The following is a 19,110-nucleotide window of genomic DNA, read 5'->3' as shown; positions in this document are numbered from 1 at the left end:
GAAGGAATCCAAATGAGCGATCTTTCTCAACCACAAAACCTCAAGCGTTCCTGGGACCAGCCGGAGGACGCCTCGTTCGACCAGTGGATGGAAAGCCGCGTGGCGCGCTTCTCCACGCGCAAGTACGACTGGGACGCGCTGAAGTTCCAGGCCGACTACGACCCCAAGTACCGCCGCGCGCAGATGCGCTACCTGGGCACCGGCGGCACCGGCGTGGCCGCCGACACCAACACCGTGCCGAGCGAGCATTTCACCTTCTCCACCATGATCATCCCGGCCGGCCATGAAGGCCCGTCGCATATCCACACCGACGTGGAAGAGGTGTTCTTCATCCTGCGCGGCAAGGTCAAGCTGATCCTGGAAAAGGACGGCGAGCGCTACGAGACCATCCTGACCGACCGCGACCTGGTCTCGGTGCCGCCGGGCGTCTACCGCGAGGAAATCAACATCGGCGAGGAAGACGCGCTGATGTGCGTGATGCTGGGCGCGAAGAAGCCGATCACGCCGACCTACCCGCCCGAGCATCCGCTGACGAAGATCAAGCGCTGATGCCGGCGAACGCCCGTCAGCACGCATCCACCGAAACCATGAGCAGCAACCCCATCCCGGCCACGCCCGCCGCCAACGAAACCCCGGACAAGTACATCGTCCCGGGCCTGGAGCGCGGCCTGCGCCTGCTGAGCGAGTTCAGCAGCAAGGACCGCACCATGTCGGCAGCGGAACTGGCGCGCCGCCTGAAGGTGCCGCGCTCGACCGTGTTCCGCCTGCTGGCCACGCTGGAAATGCTGGGCTTTGTCGAGCGCGCCGATGGCGGCCGGGATTTCCGGCTGGGCATGGCCGTGCTGCGCCTGGGGTTTGAATACCTGGCGTCGCTGGAGCTGACCGAGCTGGGCCGCCCGCTGCTGGAGCGGCTGCGCGACGAGATCGGCTACCCCAGCAACCTGGTGGTGCGCGACGGGCGTTCGATCGTCTACGTGGCCAAGGCGGTGTCGCCGCGGCCGTTTGCCAGCTCGGTCAACGTCGGCACGCGCCTGCCCGCGCATGCCACGGTGCTGGGGCGCGTGCTGCTGGAAGACCTGTCGCTGGCGGAGTTGCGCGCGCTGTACCCGGAAACGCAGCTTGCGGTGTTCTCCGAGAGCACGCCGCGCACCGTCGACGAGCTGCACGAGATCGTCCAGCGCGACCGCGAGCGCGGCTACGTGCTGCAGGAAGGCTTCTTCGAAGCCAGCATTTCCACCATCGCCGCGCCCGTGCGCGACCGCACCGGCAAGGTAGTGGCGGCGCTGGGCGCCACCATCCCCGCCGCGCATATCGATCCGGCGCAACTGGATGCGATGGTGGAGATGGTCAGGGATACCGCGGGCGAGCTGTCGCGCCTGCTCGACTACCGCCCGTCGCTGCACAGCAGCGGCGCCAAGGTGGTGAATCTGTATCGGGAGTGAGGACAATGTCCATGATTGAACTCGGCGGCAAGGTTGCCGTCGTCACCGGCGGGTCCTCCGGCATCGGGCTGGCGACCGTCGAGCTGCTGCTCGAAGCGGGTGCCGCCGTGGCCATGTGCGGCCGCGACGAGAACCGCCTGCGCAGCGCCGAAGCGCAGCTGCGCGAGAAATTCCCCGGGTGCCGGCTCTATGCCGCCACCTGCGACGTGCTCAAGCCTGAACAGGTCGCCGCCTTCGCCGCTGCCGTGCAGGCCACGCTGGGCAACGTCGACATGCTGGTCAACAACGCCGGCCAGGGCCGTGTCTCCACCTTCGCCAACACCGAAGACGCGGCCTGGATGGAGGAACTGCAGCTCAAGTTCTTCTCCGTGATCCACCCGACGCGCGCGTTCCTGCCGCAGCTCGAGAAGTCGGGCCAGGGCGCCATTGTCTGTGTCAACTCGCTGCTGGCGCAGCAGCCGGAGCCGCATATGGTGGCGACCTCCGCCGCGCGCGCCGGCGTGCTCAACCTGGTGCGCTCGATGGCCACCGAGTTTGCGCCCAAGGGCGTCCGCGTCAACGGCATCCTGATCGGCCTGGTCGAATCGGGCCAGTGGCGCCGCCGCTTCGAGGCGCGCCCCGAAGCAGACCGCCACCTGGACTGGGCCGCATGGACCGCGCGCCTGGCCCAGCAGAAACATATTCCCCTTGGCCGCCTGGGCCTGCCGGTCGAGGCAGCCCGCGCCGTCCTGTTCCTTGCCTCGCCGTTGTCTTCGTACACCACGGGCAGCCATATCGATATCTCCGGAGGACACTCCCGTCATGCCTAATCAACCACAGTACGAGCAACAGCAGGTCACCGTCGGCTGCGCCATCACGGCGTTTCTCGAGCAGTGCGGCGTCAAGGCCGCCTTCGGCGTGATCTCGATCCACAATATGCCGATCCTCGACGCCATGGGCGAGCGCGGCAAGATCCGCTTCGTGCCGGCGCGCGGCGAAGCGGGCGGCACCAATATGGCCGATGCCTATGCCCGCACCACGGGCGGCCTGGGCGTGTGCCTGACCAGCACTGGCACCGCCGCGGGCAACGCCGCCGGCGCCATGGTGGAAGCGCTGACCGCCGGTACGCCGATGCTGCATATCACCGGCCAGATCGAAACGCCTTACCTGGACCAGAGCCTCGCCTACATCCACGAAGCCCCGGACCAGCTCACCATGCTCAAGGCCGTGTCCAAGGCCGCCTTCCGCATCCGCAGCGCCGACACCGCCATCAGCACCATCAAGCTGGCGGTGCAGACCGCGCTGACGGCGCCGACCGGCCCGGTCAGCGTGGAGATCCCCATCGACATCCAGGCCGCGCTGATCGAGATGCCGGCCGACCTGCAGCCGCTGCCGGTGCCGCAGCACGTGCCGTCGGCGCATGCGCTGGACGCGCTGGCCGAGCGCCTGGCCAAGGCCAAGCGCCCGCTGCTGTGGCTGGGCGGCGGTGCGCGCCACGCCAGCAAGCAGGTGCAGCGCCTGCTGGACCTGGGCTTCGGCGTGGTCACCAGCACGCAAGGCCGCGGCATTGTGCCGGAAGACGATCCCCGTTCGCTGGGCGCCTACAACCTGCATAAGCCGGTCGAGGCCTTCTACCAGACCTGCGACGCGATGCTGGTGGTGGGCTCGCGCCTGCGCGGCAATGAAACCCTGAAGTACGAACTGAAGCTGCCGCGCCCGCTGCTGCGCATCGACGCCGACCCCGCCGCCGAAGGCCGCTGCTACCTGAGCGACTACTTCGTCAGCGGCGACGCCGCGCTGGCGCTGGACGCCCTGGCGGATCGGCTTGATAAGCGCATGCAGATCGACCCGGCCTTCGCCGCCGACCTGCGCCGCGCCCACGACACCGCCGTCAACAGCCTGGTCGACGGCCTGGGCCCGTACTCGGCGCTGGTGCAGGCGCTGCAGGGCGCGGTCGGCCGCAGCTTCAACTGGGTGCGCGACGTGACCGTGTCGAACAGCACCTGGGGCAACCGCCATCTGCGCATCTTCGATTCGCGTGCCGGCGTGCATGCGCTGGGCGGCGGCATCGGCCAGGGCCTCGCGATGGGCATCGGCGCCGCGATCGGTGCTGCGGCGACCGCTTCGGGCAAGAAGACCTTCACGCTGGCCGGCGACGGCGGCTTTATCCTGAACCTGGGCGAACTGGCCACCGCGGTGCAGGAACGCGCCGACATGGTGATCGTGCTGATGAACGACAAGGGCTACGGCGTGATCAAGAACATCCAGGACGCCCAGTACGGCGGCCGCCGCCACTACGTGGACCTGCATACCCCGGACTACGCCACGCTGGCCAAGTCGCTGTCGCTGCGCCATGCCCGCGTGAGCAACCTGGCCGAGGTCGGCGCCGCGCTGGAAGCGGCCACGGCCGAGTCGGGCCCGTTCCTGCTGGAGATCGACATGCTGTCGATCGGTTCCTTCAAGACCATCTTTGCCGGCCCCCCGGTGAACAAGGACAACGAAGAGCCGGCGCGCGAACAAACCACTGTCACCGCCTGAGGGAGACCGGAGATGCTGCATGTGTCCATGGTTGGCTGCGGCGCGATCGGCCGCGGCGTGATGGAATTGCTCAAGAGCGATCCCGACGTGGTGTTCGACGTGGTGATCGTGCCGGAGCACACGATGGACGAGGCCCGCGACGCGGTCACCGCGCTGGCGCCGGGGGCCCGCGTGGCGACGCACCTGGACGACCAGCGTCCCGACCTGCTGGTCGAGTGCGCCGGCCACCATGCGCTGGAAGAGCACATCGTGCCGGCGCTGGAACGCGGTATCCCGTGCATGGTGGTGTCGGTGGGCGCGCTGTCCGAGCCCGGCATGGCCGAGCGGCTGGAAGCGGCCGCGCGCCGCGGCGGCACCCAGGTGCAGCTGTTGTCGGGTGCGATCGGCGCGATCGATGCGCTGGCCGCGGCGCGTGTCGGCGGGCTGGACGAAGTCATCTACACCGGCCGCAAGCCGGCTCGCGCCTGGGCCGGCACGCCGGCCGAGCAGCTCTTCGACCTGGATGCGCTGACCGAGGCGACCGTGATCTTCGAGGGCACGGCCCGCGACGCGGCGCGCCTGTATCCCAAGAACGCCAACGTGGCCGCGACGGTGTCGCTGGCAGGGCTCGGCCTGGACCGCACCTCGGTCAAGCTGCTGGCCGACCCGCATGCGGTGGAGAACGTGCACCACGTGGAAGCGCGCGGCGCCTTCGGCGGCTTCGAGCTGACCATGCGCGGCAAGCCGCTCGCGGCCAATCCCAAGACTTCCGCGCTGACAGTGTTCAGCGTGGTGCGCGCACTGGGCAACCGCGCGCACGCGGTATCGATCTAGCCCCGGCAGCCACGCCCCACAGACTTAGCAGGCAACGACAATGAAGACGCAAGAAGTACTTCCCATCTGCATCGCGGGCGAATGGCGCCTGGGGACCGGCGACCGCTACGGCACGCGCTATCCGGCTACCGGCGAGGTGGTGGCTGAACTGAACGCCGCCAGCCTGGCGGATGTGGAAGAAGCGGTGCAGGGCGCCCATCAGGCCTTCCTTACCAGCGGCTGGGCCCAGCGCAAGCCGCATGAGCGCGCCGCCGTGCTGTACCGCGTGGCCGAGCTGATCCGCGCCCAGGGCGAGCAGCTGGCCCAGCGCCAGCGCCTGGACAACGGCAAGCCGATCAGCGAGACGCGCGCCCTGGTGGCCAGCGCCGCCGGCACCTTCCAGTTCTTTGCCGCCGCCTGCGAGACGCTGGAAGAAACCATCACGCCGCAGCGCGGCGACTGCCTGACCATGAGCGTGTACGAGCCCATGGGCGTGGTCGCGGCGATCACGCCGTGGAACTCGCCGATCGCCAGCGAGGCGCAGAAGATGGCGCCGGCGCTTGCCGCCGGCAACGCCGTGGTGGTCAAGCCCGCCGAAGTCACGCCGCTGATGGCGCTGGAACTGGCGCGCATCTGCGAAGAGGCCGGCGTGCCCAAGGGCCTGGTCAGCGTGCTGCCGGGCAAGGGTTCGGTCATCGGCGACGCCATCACCAAGCATCCGCTGGTGCGCCGCGTGTCGTTCACCGGCGGCACCACCACCGGCAAGCATATCGCCCATATCGCCGCCGACAAGATGATGCCGGTGTCGCTGGAACTGGGCGGCAAGTCGCCGACCATGGTGTTCGATGATGCCGACCTGGACCACGCGGTCAACGGCGTGCTGTACGGCATCTTCAGCTCGTCGGGCGAGTCATGCATCGCCGGCTCGCGCCTGTTCGTGGCGCGTTCGCAGTACGAGGCCTTCATGGACCGTCTGGCGCATGGCGCCGCGCAGCTGCGCGTGGGCGATCCGGCCGACGAGCACACCCAGATGGGGCCGCTCATCACTGACCGCCATCGCGATTCGATCGAGTCATACGTCGCCGCGGGCGTGGACGAAGGCGGGCAGCTGCGCACTGGCGGGTTGCGTCCCGATGTTGCAGGCCTGCCCAACGGCTACTTCTACACGCCGACCATCATCGAGGGGCTGGATAACAACGCCCGCATCTGCCAGGAAGAGATCTTCGGGCCGGTGCTGGTGGCGATCCCGTTCGACGACGAGGATGACCTGATCGCGCAGGCCAACGACAGCGTCTATGCGCTTGCCGCGGGCATCTGGACGCGCGACTACAAGCGCGCCTGGCGCGTGGCACGCGCCGTGCAGGCGGGCAATGTGTGGATCAACACCTACAAGCAGTTCTCGATCGCGACGCCGTTCGGCGGCTGGCGCGACAGCGGCCTGGGCCGCGAGAAGGGACGGCTTGGCATCCTGCAGTACATGGAGCAGAAGAGCGTGTACTGGGGCCTGAACGAACAACCGCTGCCGTGGGCCAACCACTGAACCCGGCAGGCTGGAGAGAAGCAATGATCAAGGTATTGGGGATCGACGAGATCGTCTACGGCGCGGATGACTTTGACGCCTGCCGTGGCTTTTTCACCGACTGGGGCCTGGCCATCAAGCGCGACGATGCGCAGGGCCTGGATTTTGAAACGCTGAACGGCTGCCGCGTGCTGGTGCGCCGCATCGACGATGCCACGCTGCCGCCCGCGATCGAGGCCGGTCCGACGCTGCGCGAAGTGGTGTGGGGCGTGGAGTCGCAAGCGTCGCTGGACCAGCTCGCCAAGGCAATCGCTGATGCACCGGGCTTCGTGAAGCAAGGCGAGGGCGATACACTGCGCGTGGGCTGCACCGACCCGAACGGCCTGGCCGTGCGTTTCCAGGTCACCCGCAAGCATGACGTGCAGGTCGAATGCGCGCTGATGAACACGTGGAACGACAAGCCGCGCCTGAACCAGCGCAGCCCGATCTACGACCATGCCACCCCGATCGAAGTGGGCCACGTGGTGTTCTTCGTCAAGGACGTCAAGGCCACGGAGCGCTTCTATGTCGAGAAGTTCGGCTTCGTGCCGTCGGACCGCTACCCGGACCGCGGCGCCTTCCTGCGCTGCACGCCCGAAGGCGGCCACCACGACCTGTTCCTGCTGCAGCTGCCGGAACCCAAGAGCGGCCTGAACCACGTTGCCTTCACCGTGCGCGACATCCACGAAGTCTTCGGTGGCGGCATGCATGTCTCGCGCAAGGGCTGGGATACGCAGCTCGGCCCGGGCCGGCACCCGATCTCGTCGGCCTACTTCTGGTACTTCAAGAACCCGGCCGGCGGCCTGATCGAGTACTACGCCGACGAAGACCAGCTGGACGAACAGTGGGAGCCGCGCGCTTTCGAGCCGGGCCCGACCATGTTCGCCGAATGGGCGATCGAAGGCGGCATCGACGGCAACACCCGCCGCCAGAAGAACGCGGGCGGACCGGCAGGCAAGTTCCTGACCGAGAAGCGGTAAGTCAGCAGCAATCGAAGGAAGCAGCAATGAGTGCCCACCAGTCCCTGACCCTGCGCGTCCACGCCATGCGCTATGAAGCGCGCGGCGTGGTCAGCATCGAACTGCAAGATCCCGAAGGGAAGACCCTGCCCGAGTACAGCCCGGGCGCCCATATCGACCTGCACCTGGGCAACGGCCTGGTGCGCAGCTACTCGCTGTGCGGCGCGCCCGAAGCGCGCCAGCGCTACACCGTCGGCGTGCTGCTGGACCGCGGCAGCCGCGGCGGTTCGCGCTACGTGCATGAGCAGCTGCGCGTGGGCGCCACGCTGACCGTGGGGGCGCCGCGCAACAACTTCGAGCTGGACGAAAGCGCCGCGCACACCGTGCTGGTCGCCGGCGGCATCGGCGTCACGCCGATCGTCTGCATGGCGCGCCGCCTGGCCGAGCTGGGCAGGTCGTTCACGCTGATCTACTGCGCCCGTTCGCGTGCCGAGGCCGCATTCGTCGAACAGCTGTCGGTCCATGGCGATGCCGTGCGCTTTCACTTCGACGACGAGGCCGGCGTGCCGCCGGACCTGAACGCGATGCTGGCCGGCCAGGAGGTGCAGACGCACTTCTACTGCTGCGGCCCCGGTCCGATGCTGAAGGCGTTCGAGGCTGCCTGCGAAGCGCATGGCTACCCGAACGTGCATATCGAGCGCTTTGCGGCCGACCCCTCGACCGAGGCGGTGCAGGAGGGCGAGTACACCGTGTCGCTGTCGCGCACCGGCACCACCGTCAAGGTGCCGTCCGGCAAGTCGCTGCTGGACGCGCTGCTCGATGCCGGCGTGCAGATGGACTACAGCTGCCGCGAAGGCGTGTGCGGCTCGTGCGAGACCGCGGTGCTGGAAGGCTGCCCCGACCATCGCGACAGCGTGCTCAGCAACAGCGAGCGCGCCAGCAACAAGACCATGATGGTGTGCGTGTCGGGGTGCAAGGGCAGCAAGCTGGTGCTCGACCTGTAATCCTGCCGCACAGCCTTTGGACACCGACGGTGTTCCCCTCTCCCCTCATGGGGAGAGGGCAGGGTGAGGGGTGGTTTGGCAAGGCACCACGCTACCAGAACCGCCGCCCCTCACCCCCGGCCCCTCTCCCGCAAGCCGGAGAGAGGAGCAATCTTCCCGCATGCCGGGCCGCCCCAGAATCAAACCGAGAAATCCCGTGCTGACCCAGAGACAAGACGCAGCGTCCCCCGGCGCACCGGTGGCCGCCACCGCAGGTATCGTGACCACGGCCGACAGCGCCGGCCAGAGCGCGGCGGCGGCCCGCAGCAGCCCGCTCACGCGCGGCAATATCGTTGCCCGCATCGAGCGCATGCCGGGCAACGCCATGCATATCCGCGCCCGGCTGCTGATCGGCCTGGCCACCTTCTTCGATGGCTTCGACGTCATCGCCATTGCCGCCACGCTGCCGCTGCTGATCGCGCAGTGGTCGCTGACGCCGGGCCAGATCGGCTTCCTGATCGCGGCGCCGTCAGTCGGCCAACTGGTCGGGGCGCTGTTGTTCCCGGGCCTGGCCGAGCGTTTCGGCCGGCTGCGCTCGATCGGCTGGAGCGCGGGCATCATCGGCCTGATGAGTATTGCCTGCGGCTTTGCGCCGTCGTTCGAGATATTCTTGCTGCTGCGCATCGTGCAGGGCCTCGGCCTTGGCGGTGAGCTGCCGGTGGCCGCCACCTATATCAACGAAGTCACGCGCGCGCATGGCCGTGGGCGCTTCGTGCTGCTGTACGAGGTGGTGTTCCCGATCGGCCTGATGGTGTCCAACGGCGTTGGCGCCTGGCTGGTGCCGCACTACGGCTGGGAGGTGATGTACTTCATCGGCGGCGTGCCGCTGGTGCTGTTCTTCATCCTGCGCCGCGTGATCCCGGAATCGCCGCGCTGGCTGGCGGAGAAAGGCCGTCTTGAAGACGCCGATGCCGCACTGCGTGCGTTCGAGGCGCGCGCCAAGGGTCCGCTGCCTCCGCCGGTCAATGCCGGCAGCTACGACCGCATGACCCAGCACCCGCGCCGGCGCGTGCGTGACCTGGTCAGCAAGGCCTACCTCGGCCGCACGCTGGCGGTATGGATGTTGTGGGCGACCTGCGGCTTTATCCAGTACGGGCTGTCGACGTGGCTGCCCACGGTCTACAAGACCGTCTACCACGCGCCGCTGCAGCTGGCGCTGAACCTAGCCGCCGGTGCCTCGGTGCTGGGCGTGGTCGGTTCGCTGGTGTGCGCGATGATCGTCGACAAGGTGGGCCGCAAGCCGGTGATCAATGTGTCGTTCCTGCTGTGCGCGCTGTCGCTGGTGCTGGCGGGGGTGTTCCACGCTTCGGACGTGTACGTGGTCGCTACTTTCTGCGCGCTGGCGATGGGGTTCCTGGCCAGCGGCTTTATCACCGCCTATGTCTATACGCCGGAGCTGTATCCGACCAGCGTGCGGGCGATGGGGTGCGGGCTGGGTGGGGCGTGGCTGAAGCTGGCGGCGATCTTCGCGCCGGGCCTGATCGCCAGCACCATTGGCAGCGGCAACCTCAGCGTCGCCTTCTTCGCGCTGGCCGTGGTGCCGGCGCTGGCGGCTGTCACCGTGCATTTCCTTGGCATCGAGACCAAGGGGCGGGTGCTGGAAGAACTGGAGGTCTGAACGGGCGTGCTCGTCCCGTTCCCTTCGGGCCGCCCCGCAATCCGGGTGCGGCCTTTTTCTTTATTCCTGCGTGCGCAACAGCTTGCGCAGCCCCTGGTAAACCGCTTCCCGCTCCTCCGGCGACAACTGCCGGATCACCTGCGCCTGCCCCCGCCGCGCCAGCGGCATCACCTGGTCGTGCAGCGCGGCACCGGCTTCACTGATCGCGCAGATCAGCTTCTTGCGCGGCGTGTTGCCGGCTGAGGTCAGCCGCACCAATCCCCGATCCTCCAGCAGCCGCAGCGTGCGGCTCACCAGCGCCTTGTCCGAGGTCGACTGGGTCACCAGCTCGGCAAACGGCAGTTCGCGCGCGTGCGCCAGCAGCGCCAGGATGCGCCACTCCGGCACGGTCAGGCCGAACTGTTCCGCATAGGGCTTGGTCACCGTGCTGCGCAGCGCGGTGACCAGCTGGCTCAGCATCGTGGTCAGGAAATTGTCGACGGTCAGGCCGCTGCCGGCCTCGTCGAGGTCGGTCCACGGGCTGGTGTTGTCGGTGTCTGGCGCGGGCTGGCCGTTGGCGGGCGCGGCGTCACGGGGCATGCGTTCCTCTTGGTCAGGGTCTGCCGGCCGCGGAGTTCGGGCCGGTTGGCGGGCCCGATTGTCTCACAGGCGCTCGCCAATTCCGCCACCGGGGGTCGCTTTCGCGCCATGCGAAAGAATTCAGAAAAGTCAGTCAAGTCAATTGGGGTTTAACGTAAGTTGAGTTGTCAATATTGGCGACATAGGATAGTAAATGTTCCGGATGTGAACACGAGTTTTACTAATAAAACAACCGAAAGTGTTGTAACCCGAGCCAACCCTGTTTTCGCGGTGCGCACAACAGCCCACTCCAACCGCGAATGCGCCCCCACAGGAGCTGTTGATGAGACACGAACGCCCCCGCCGCCTTTTCCTTGCCGCCACTGCCATGGCCGCGCTCGCGCTTGCCGCGAGCAGCGCGCTGGCCACCGCCGCGTATCCGGCCAAGACCGTGACCATGGTCGTGGCCTATCCGCCCGGCGGCGACACCGACGCCATGGCCCGGCTCTATGCCGACAAGCTGTCGGCGCGCCTGAAGCAGCCGGTCATCGTCGAGAACCGCCCCGGTGCCGGCGGCGTGGTCGGCGCCAGCTTCGTCAGCCGCGCGCCGGCGGACGGCTACACGCTGCTGTACACGCCCAACCCTTTCACGCTGGCGCCGATGGTGCTCAAGCTGGCGCCGTCGGCCAGCTATGACCCGCTGCACGGCTTCACCCCCGTGATCCAGACCGCGGTGCAGGCGGTCCTGCTGGTGGCCAACCCGCAGGCCGGCATCAAGACCGTCGGCGAGATGATTGCCGCGGCCAGGGGCGGCAAGACGCTGACCTATGGCAGCCCGGGCGCGGGTTCGCCAATGCATATCGCCGGCGAGATGCTGAACCGCGCCGCGGGCGTGAAGATCCAGCACGTGCCGTACAAGGGCGTGGCGCCGGCAGTCAACGACGTGGTGGCGGGGCACGTGAACTTTGCCTACGTCACGCTGGGCCCGGTGGCGCAGTACATCAACACCGGCCGGCTGATCCCGCTGGCGATCACGGACGCAAAGCGCTCGCCGCTGCTGCCCAATGTGCCGACGCTGGCCGAGCTTGGCTACAAGGACGTGGTGGTCGGCGCCTGGCATGGCGTGATGGCGCCCAGGGGCACGCCGCCCGAGGTGGTCAAGGTGCTGAACCAGCAGCTCAACGACGTGCTGCGCCTGCCCGACGTGACCGAGAAGATGGCCACCTTCGGCGCCAGCCCGGTGGGCGGCGCCCCGGCCGCGCTGGAAAAGGTCAACGCGGCCGATTACGAGCGGCTGGGCAAGGTGATCCGCGACCTCGCGATCACGGCGGAATGACGCAGGGCACCGCATCGCATTCATGCAACCAGACAAGCAGGAGGCCGGCATGAGCAAGGCCATCGTGGGAAGCTCCACGCCGCAGGTGACCGCGCGGGAAAAGGTCATGGGGCGCGCGCAGTATGCCGGCGACATCAAGTTGCCCGGCATGCTGCACGCCAAGGTGCTGCGCAGCCCGCACCCGCATGCGCGCATCGTGCGCATCGACACCGCCGCGGCGAAGGCGCTGCCCGGCGTCAAGCTGGTGGTGACCGCGCACGATGTGCCCACCCGCAACTGGGGCCCGCACCGCAAGGAGCAGCGCATCCTGGCCTGCGGCGTGGTGCGCCACGTCGGCGAGGAAGTGGCCGCGGTGGTGGCGGTCAGCGAGGAGATCGCGCGCGATGCGCTGGACCTGGTCCGCATCGAGTACGAGGCGCTGCCCGCGCTGCTGACGCCGGAAGCGGCGCTGGCCGATGGCGCGCCCGAGATCCATGCCGGCACGCGCAATATCGGCCATGAGATGCACATCGTGCGGGGCGACGTGGATGCCGCGTTCGAAGCCTGCGCGGCGGTGTATGAGGCCACCTACGACATGCACTCGCAGTACCCGGGCTACCTTGAGCCGATGGCCTCGGTGGCGGCGCAGGACGGCAACGGGCGGCTCACGCTGTGGGCCTCGACCCAGTCGGTGTTCCTGGCGCGCGCGCGGCTGGCCGAGGCGCTGGACCGGCCGGTCTCGACCATCCGCGTGGTGCAGGCCACCACCGGCGGCGGCTTCGGCGCCAAGATCGTCGAGGAGAACAACAGCCTGATCTGCGCCTTCCTGGCCAGCCGGCTGGAGCGCCCGGTGCGGCTGGTCAACAACCGGCTGGAAGACTTCCAGGGCGCGCGCGCCAGCGTGCCGATGAAAGTGTGGCTGCGCATGGGGCTTTCCGCAGACGGCGTGATCCTGGCCAAGGATGTGCGCATCACGGCCGAATGCGGCGCCTACTCCGGGCTTGCCGGTGATGTGATGCACGTCACCGCCATGCGCAGCGACAACATGCACCGCGTGCAGAACGTGCGCTCGCATGCGGTCATGGCCTATACCAACAACCCGCCGCGCGGCGCCTTCCGCGGCTTTGGCGGGCAGCAGATGCAGTTTCCGCTGAACTGCCACCTGACCGTGCTGGCCGGCATGCTCGGCATGGACCCGGTGGAGGTGCACAAGCGCAATGCGATCGGCGCCGGCGAGACCAGCGTGCATGGCTGGAAGATCAGCAGCACCGGCATGGCCGAGTGCCTGGACATGACCCGCAACGCCATCGGCTGGGACGAGAAGCGCGCCGCCCCGCGCGGCACCGGCACGCGCCGGCGCGGCGTGGGCATTGCCGCGGCCATGCACGTCAGCGGCAACCGCACGCTGGGCAACTGGGACGGCTCGACCATCCTGCTCAAGGTCAACGAGGACGGGCGCGCGATGCTGCAGACCAGCGAGTGCGACATGGGGCAGGGCGCCAACACCATGCTCAGCCAGATCTGCGCGCAGGAGTTGGGCATCCCGCTGTCGCACGTCACCGTGATGGCGCCGGATACCGATACCGCGCCGTTCTGCCTGGGCTCGCTGGCGTCGCGCGTGACCATCATTGCCGGCAACGCGGTGCTGCGTGCCGCGCGCGAGGCGCGCCAGAAGCTGCTGGCCCTCGCGGCGGAGAAGCTTGGCGTGGACGCGGAACAACTGGAGATTGCCGATGGCCGCATCGCCGCGCCGGGCCAGCCCGACAAGTCCGCCACGCTGGCGGAGATCGCGCGGCTGCATATCTTCCGCCACGGCGGCGAGGGCATCCACGTGCGCGCCACCTATGACGCGCCCACGGTGATGCACGACGCCGACTACTACGGCAACGTCGCGCCCGCGCACTCCTTCGCGGCACAGGCGGTGGAAGTGGAAGTCGACACCGGCACCGGCCAGGTCACCGTGACCGACAGCTTTGTCGCCGACGACTGCGGCAAGGCCATCAACCCGCTCGCCGTGCACGGCCAGACCCACGGCGCGACCGTGCAGGCGATCGGCTGGACCCTGTACGAGAACCTGCAATACGAGGATGGCCGCCTGATGAACGGCAACTTTGCCGACTACACCATGCCGACCGCCGACGCGGTGCCGATGCTGCGCACCGACGTGGTGGAATCGAACGACCCCAACGGCCCCTATGGCGCCAAGGGTGCCAGCGAAACCGCGATCCTGCCGGGCGCGGCGGCGATCGCCAATGCCGTCTTCGACGCCGTGGGCGTGCGCATCCAGTCGCTGCCGATCACGCCTGAGAAGGTGCTGGCGGGCCTGCGCGAACTGAAGCAGAAGGAGGCCGCCCATGCGTGACTTTGCCTTCCTTGAGCCGGCCACCGTGGCCGAGGCCAGCCAGATGCTGGCCGAGCTGGGCGACAGTTGCCGCATCCTTGCCGGCGGCACCGCGCTGATGCTCGGCATGCGCCAGCGCATGCTGACGCCTGGCCACCTGGTCTCGCTGGGCCGGCTCGAGGCGCTGCGCGGCATCACCTTCGATGCGCGCGAGGGCCTGCGCATCGGCGCGCTGACGCTGCATGCCGAGGTGGCGCGCTCGCCGCTGGTGCAGGCGCACTACCCGATGCTGTCCAGCATGGCCTCGCGCGTGGCCAATCCGCAGGTGCGCAACCAGGGCACCATCGGCGGCAACCTCTGCTATGCCGACCCCGCCACCGATCCGCCGGGCTGCCTGATGGCGCTGGGCGCGCGGATCGTGGTCAGCGGCCGAGGCGGCGAGCGCGAGATCGATATCGAGGACTTCCTGGTCGACTACTACGTTACGGCACTGGCGCCGGACGAGATCGTCACGCAGATCCGCGTGCCGGCGCCGGGTGCCGGCGCCGATGGCCGCTATGCGCGTTTCCTGCGCACCGCCGCCGAGCACCGGCCGCTGGCCAGCGTGGCACTGGCGGTGCGGCGCGAGGGCGCGTTCTGCGTCGAGGCACGGCTGGCCGTGGGCGCGTCCACGCCGATCCCGGCCCGGCTGCGCCGCGCCGAAGCGCTGCTGGCCGGCAAGGCCGTCACCGCGGAACTGGCCGAGGAAACGGCCGCCATTGTCGCCGCGGACATCAACGCGGTCTCGGACATGCGCGGGACCGAAAGCTACCGGCGCGAGATGGTGCGGGTAGTCGCGCGCCGCACCATTGCCGAGCTGTTCAGCGTGGCATCGGAATAAGGAGTCTTCATGAACCAAGTCAGCATCGAACTCACCGTCAACGGCGAAGAACACCAGGTGGAGGTGCCGGCGCGGCGCCTGCTGTCCGACCTGCTGCGCGACGACCTGAACCTGACCGGCACCAAGCGCGGCTGCGAGACCGGCATCTGTGGCGCCTGCTCGGTGCTGGTCGACGGCGAGGTGGTCAAGTCCTGCCTGATGCTCGCCGTGCAGGCGCGCGGGCGCCATGTGATGACCGTGGAGGGGCTGGCCGCTGATGGCCAGCTGCATCCGCTGCAGCAGTGCTTCATGGACAACGGCGGGCTGCAGTGCGGCTATTGCACGCCGGGCTTCCTGATGGCCTCGTGCGCACTGCTTGCCAACAACCCCAACCCGACCGAAGACGAAGTCCGCCACGGCCTGAACGGCAACCTGTGCCGCTGCACCGGCTATGTCGGCATCGTTGAATCGGTCCTGTCCGCCGCGGAGAAAATGCGTGGAAATTGAAAAGACCCTGGTCACCGCGGCGCCGCCGGCGCGCGTGTGGGAGCTGCTGCTCGACCCCAACGTGATGGGCGCGTGCGTGCCCGGCATGGAATCGATCGAAGTGCTGAGCGATGTCGAGTACATCGCCCATATGGCGGTCAAGATCGCCTTCATCAACGCGCGCTTCCGGCTGCATACGAAGATCGTCGAGACGCGCGCGCCGCATTACCTGCGCACCGAGGGCACTGGCGAGGACGCCTCGGTGGCCAGCTCGCTGCGCCAGTCGAGCGAGCTCTTCCTGACCGCGCTGGACGATGGCGGCACGCAACTGCGCATCAGGGTGCAGGTGGACGTGCTGGGCCGGCTGGGCACTTTCGGCCTGAGCGTGATGAAGACCAAGGCCGACCGCATGTGGGACGAGTTCGGCGCCAACCTGCTGGCGCGGCTGTCGCCGCAGGGGGCGCAGGCAGCGCCCGAGCCGGCGGCGAAGTCCGCACCCGCGGCACCGGTTGCATGGGCCGCGGCTGCCAACGGCCATGCGGTGCTGCCGACGCGGTCCGCGCCGCCCGCACCCGCCGCCGGCGGGCTGTTCTCGCGGCTGTTCGGGCGCGGCGAGGCCGCGCGCGGGCCGCTGTCGGATATCTGCGTCGAGCTGCGCCGCCGCGACGAGACCATCGTGGTGCGGTGGCCCGCCGCCCAGGGCGAGCAATGCGCGGCCTGGCTGCGCGACTACCTGCGCCCGGGGGCATAGGCGGGGCCAGGGCGGGGTCTGCCGGCAATACGGGTACCCTACGGGGTGCAGGCGTGATATATGAGAGCGTTACGCCAAGACCGAATATTGCAGAGACAGACCATGACGACCGATTCGCCGCAGGAAGACACGCAGGAAAGCGGCCAGGAGGGCGCCCCGGAGAGCGCCCAGGACAAGTACATCGTGCCGGGGCTGGAGCGCGGCCTGCGGCTGCTGGCCGAATTCAGCAGCCGTGAGCGCACCTTGTCGGCGGCCGAGCTGGCGCGCCGGCTCAAGGTGCCGCGTTCGACCGTGTTCCGGCTGCTGGCCACGCTGGAAATGATGGGTTTTGTCGAGCGCACCGACGGCGGGCGCGAGTTCCGCCTGGGCATGGCGGTGCTGCGGCTGGGCTTTGACTACCTGGCCTCGCTGGAGCTGACCGAGCTGGGCCGCCCGCTGCTGGACCGGCTGCGCGACGAGATCCACTATCCGTGCAACCTGGTGGTGCGCGACGGGCGCTCCATCGTCTATGTGGCCAAGTCGGTGGCCTCGCGCCCGTTTGCCAGCACGGTCAACGTCGGCACCCGGCTGCCGGCGCACGCCACCGTGCTGGGCCGCGTGCTGCTGGAGGACCTGTCGCTGGCGGAACTGCGCGCGCTGTATCCGGAGGAGCGCCTGGAGGTGTATTCCGAAAGCACGCCGCGCACCGTCGAAGAGCTGTACGACATGGTCCAGCGCGACCGCCAGCGCGGCTATGTGCTGCATGAAGGGTTCTTCGAGGCCAGCATCTCCACCATCGCGGCGCCGGTGCGCGACCGCAGCGGCAAGGTGGTGGCGGCGCTGGGCGCGACCATCCCGGCCTCGCGTATCGATCCGGACCAGCTCGACAACGTGGTGGAACAGGTCAGGCGGGCGGCGGCCGAGCTGTCGAGCCTGCTCGACTACCGGCCGGAGGTGCAGAAACCGTTCGCGTGACGGCAGCGCGCGCCGCCAGCCATCCAATGGGAAGCAATATGCAGCAACGCAAGACATACAACAGGCCGCCGCGCCGGCGGCAATGGCTGGCCGGCACGGCGCTGGCCGCTGCGCTGGCGGCGTGCGTGCCGTGGCAGGCGGCGCAAGCCGCCGGCTGCGCCAATGTGCGCATCGTGGTGCCGTTCCCGGCCGGCGGGCCGGCAGACCAGCTCGCGCGCACGCTGGCGCACGGGCTGCAGCAGCGGCGCGGCACGCCGTTCGTGGTCGATAACAAGCCTGGCGCCAACGGCAATATCGGCATCGACACGGTGCGGCGGGCACCGGGCGACGGCTGCACGCTGCTGGTGGCCCCGGCCGGCAACCTGACCATCAACCCGACGCTGATGCCGGCGCTGAGCTACAACGTCGAGCGTGATTTCCGGCCGGTGTCGCTGCTGGCGGGGTCGCCCAACGTGCTGGCGGTGCATCCGTCAGTGAAGGCGAATTCCGTGCAGGACCTGGTCAGGCTGGCACAGCAGGCAGAGAAGTCCGGCAAGCCGCTGGGCTACGCCAGCCCGGGCGTCGGCAGCGGCCTGCACCTGGCCGGCGAGCTGTTCCGCAACAAGGCCGGCATCACGCTGCTGCACGTGCCCTACAAAGGCACCACGCAGGCGCTCAACGACGTGGTGGGCGGGCAGGTGCCGATGCTGTTCGGCACGTGGCCGGCGCTGGCGCCGTTCATCCAGTCCGGCGCGCTGCGCGCGCTGGCGGTGACGCAGCCCAGGCGCTCGCCGGCCGCGCCGAACGTGCCGTCGCTGGCCGAGCAGGGCGTGCCCGGCATCGACGTCAGTTCCTGGTATGCGCTGCTGGTGCCCAGGGCCACGCCGCAGCCGGCGGCCGATGCGCTCAGCGCCGACGTGCGCGCGCTGCTGGCCACGCCCGCGGTGCGCGCCGAGCTGCAGCGCCAGGGCATGGAGCCGGTGGGCAGCACGCCGCAGGCGCTCGAGGCGCGCATCCGCGACGAAACCGCGGCGTGGGCGAAGCTGATCAAGGCGTACGGGATTACCGCGGAGTAGCGGCGGAGCGGTATCCCATCAGGCCCGACAGGTCGCGCGCGGCCTGCCCGACTTCCTTCGCCACGCGCTCGCGCAGCGCGCCATCGGCGTCAAAGCGCTGCTGCGGTCCCGCCACGCTGATGGCGGCGATCACGTCGCCGTCGGTGCCGCGCACCGGTGCCGCGCAGGAATCGATGCCCGGCTCATAGGCGGAAAAGCTCCAGGCGCAGCCGCGTTCGCGGTCGGCGGCAAGGATATCGGCCAGCCGCGCGTGCGTGGCGGGGCTCTGGCCGGTGACCGTCGGCAGGGGATCGGGTCCCAGCAGCTCGCGCAGCGTCTCCGGCGGCAGCTCGGCAATCAGCATCCGCCCCGGCGTGGTCAGGTGTGCGGCCACGCGGCTGCCCACCTGGATATTGCTGACCAGCGAGGTCGCGGGCATCTGCCGCAGCAGGTAGAGTGCATCGCCGCCATCGCGCACGGCCAGGTAGGCCGACAGCTGCAGCGACGCGCTCAGCCGGGCCAGCACGCGTGCGGCAAAGCTGGTCAGGTCATTGCTGGCCAGCACGCGCGAGGCCAGCTTCAGGAAGTTGAAGCCGACCTGGTGCCCGCCTTGCGGCAGGCGTTCCACCATGCCCTCATGCTCCAGAGTATCCAGCAGCCGCATCACGGTGACGCGGTTCACGTCGATGCGCCGGCCCACTTCGCTCAGGTTGGCGGTGGCGCCGCCCTCGGCGATGAAGCGCAGCAGGCGCAGGCCGCGGATCACCGGCGAGACCAGCTGGGCTTCGCGGGCGTCTTCAGTATCGCCATCGTCGGCAAGGTCAGGTTGTGGGCGGGACTTGGGCATGGTGGTGTCTGCAGTCAACGGAAAACGGCCGCGCAG

The 19,110-nt window shown here is 68.9% G+C and carries 18 protein-coding genes; 16 read left to right on the top strand and 2 right to left on the bottom strand.

Going from position 1 to position 19,110, the window contains the following annotated elements; translation table 11 throughout:
- Positions 1–12: 12 nt before the first annotated feature.
- From AC3WON_RS11290 to AC3WON_RS11250, 9 genes are all read left to right on the top strand, one after another.
- Complete coding sequence (locus AC3WON_RS11290; RefSeq protein WP_492321255.1) at positions 13–549, top strand: cupin domain-containing protein; 537 nt, start codon at positions 13–15, stop codon at positions 547–549.
- A 38-nt stretch (positions 550–587) separates the two neighbouring features.
- Positions 588–1,442 (top strand): IclR family transcriptional regulator, encoded by an 855-nt coding sequence (locus tag AC3WON_RS11285; protein ID WP_492351847.1) that lies wholly within the window; start codon positions 588–590, stop codon positions 1,440–1,442.
- A gap of 5 nt (positions 1,443–1,447) precedes the next feature.
- Positions 1,448–2,251 carry an SDR family oxidoreductase gene (locus AC3WON_RS11280; RefSeq protein WP_492351846.1) on the top strand — a complete coding sequence of 268 codons (804 nt, stop codon included), beginning with the start codon at positions 1,448–1,450 and terminating at the stop codon, positions 2,249–2,251.
- The gene (locus AC3WON_RS11275) at positions 2,244–3,959 is read left to right on the top strand and encodes a thiamine pyrophosphate-binding protein (RefSeq protein WP_492351845.1); all 1,716 of its coding nucleotides are present in this window, start codon (positions 2,244–2,246) and stop codon (positions 3,957–3,959) included. Before AC3WON_RS11280 ends, AC3WON_RS11275 begins: the two co-directional genes overlap by 8 nt.
- Before the next feature lie 12 nt (positions 3,960–3,971).
- Positions 3,972–4,772: an aspartate dehydrogenase gene (locus tag AC3WON_RS11270; protein WP_035825062.1), complete on the top strand. Its 801-nt coding sequence runs from the start codon at positions 3,972–3,974 to the stop codon at positions 4,770–4,772.
- Positions 4,773–4,812: 40 nt separating this feature from the next.
- A complete protein-coding gene (locus AC3WON_RS11265) occupies positions 4,813–6,291 on the top strand; it encodes an aldehyde dehydrogenase (RefSeq protein WP_492321251.1) in 1,479 nt (492 codons plus the stop codon).
- Positions 6,292–6,314: 23 nt separating this feature from the next.
- Positions 6,315–7,289, top strand: coding sequence for a VOC family protein (locus AC3WON_RS11260; RefSeq protein ID WP_492351844.1), 975 nt, complete (start codon positions 6,315–6,317; stop codon positions 7,287–7,289).
- A gap of 26 nt (positions 7,290–7,315) precedes the next feature.
- Entirely contained in the window at positions 7,316–8,272 is a 957-nt protein-coding gene (locus tag AC3WON_RS11255; protein WP_492351843.1) for a PDR/VanB family oxidoreductase, read from the top strand.
- Positions 8,273–8,621: 349 nt separating this feature from the next.
- Positions 8,622–9,929: an MFS transporter gene (locus tag AC3WON_RS11250; protein ID WP_492321287.1), complete on the top strand. Its 1,308-nt coding sequence runs from the start codon at positions 8,622–8,624 to the stop codon at positions 9,927–9,929.
- A 60-nt stretch (positions 9,930–9,989) separates the two neighbouring features.
- On the opposite strand, the gene AC3WON_RS11245 is transcribed toward AC3WON_RS11250, so the two are convergent.
- Complete coding sequence (locus tag AC3WON_RS11245; protein ID WP_010811677.1) at positions 9,990–10,508, bottom strand: MarR family winged helix-turn-helix transcriptional regulator; 519 nt, start codon at positions 10,506–10,508, stop codon at positions 9,990–9,992.
- Between the two features lie 322 nt (positions 10,509–10,830).
- Between AC3WON_RS11245 and AC3WON_RS11240 the strand changes: the two genes are divergently transcribed.
- The 7 genes from AC3WON_RS11240 to AC3WON_RS11210 all read left to right on the top strand — a co-directional run bounded on the left by AC3WON_RS11240 (position 10,831) and on the right by AC3WON_RS11210 (position 18,248).
- Positions 10,831–11,823 carry a Bug family tripartite tricarboxylate transporter substrate binding protein gene (locus AC3WON_RS11240; RefSeq protein ID WP_492351842.1) on the top strand — a complete coding sequence of 331 codons (993 nt, stop codon included), beginning with the start codon at positions 10,831–10,833 and terminating at the stop codon, positions 11,821–11,823.
- 49 nt (positions 11,824–11,872) lie between these two features.
- The gene (locus tag AC3WON_RS11235; RefSeq protein ID WP_492351841.1) at positions 11,873–14,164 is read left to right on the top strand and encodes a xanthine dehydrogenase family protein molybdopterin-binding subunit; all 2,292 of its coding nucleotides are present in this window, start codon (positions 11,873–11,875) and stop codon (positions 14,162–14,164) included.
- Positions 14,157–15,023, top strand: coding sequence for an FAD binding domain-containing protein (locus AC3WON_RS11230; protein ID WP_492351840.1), 867 nt, complete (start codon positions 14,157–14,159; stop codon positions 15,021–15,023). The genes AC3WON_RS11235 and AC3WON_RS11230 overlap by 8 nt, the downstream gene beginning before the upstream one ends.
- Before the next feature lie 9 nt (positions 15,024–15,032).
- The gene (locus tag AC3WON_RS11225) at positions 15,033–15,509 is read left to right on the top strand and encodes a (2Fe-2S)-binding protein (protein WP_010811673.1); all 477 of its coding nucleotides are present in this window, start codon (positions 15,033–15,035) and stop codon (positions 15,507–15,509) included.
- Complete coding sequence (locus AC3WON_RS11220; RefSeq protein ID WP_492351839.1) at positions 15,499–16,239, top strand: SRPBCC family protein; 741 nt, start codon at positions 15,499–15,501, stop codon at positions 16,237–16,239. The genes AC3WON_RS11225 and AC3WON_RS11220 overlap by 11 nt, the downstream gene beginning before the upstream one ends.
- Positions 16,240–16,341: 102 nt before the next feature.
- Entirely contained in the window at positions 16,342–17,193 is an 852-nt protein-coding gene (locus tag AC3WON_RS11215; protein WP_492321245.1) for an IclR family transcriptional regulator, read from the top strand.
- Between the two features lie 38 nt (positions 17,194–17,231).
- Positions 17,232–18,248 carry a tripartite tricarboxylate transporter substrate binding protein gene (locus tag AC3WON_RS11210; RefSeq protein ID WP_492351838.1) on the top strand — a complete coding sequence of 339 codons (1,017 nt, stop codon included), beginning with the start codon at positions 17,232–17,234 and terminating at the stop codon, positions 18,246–18,248.
- Here the strand turns inward: AC3WON_RS11210 and AC3WON_RS11205 are convergent.
- A complete protein-coding gene (locus AC3WON_RS11205) occupies positions 18,235–19,074 on the bottom strand; it encodes an IclR family transcriptional regulator (RefSeq protein ID WP_492351837.1) in 840 nt (279 codons plus the stop codon). The genes AC3WON_RS11210 and AC3WON_RS11205 overlap by 14 nt on opposite strands.
- Between the last annotated feature and the right edge of the window lie 36 nt (positions 19,075–19,110).

Source organism: Cupriavidus sp. FW305-46 (genome assembly GCF_058787075.1).
Note: the sequence above shows the minus strand (reverse complement) of the source record. Positions and strands in the feature narration are given on the sequence as shown.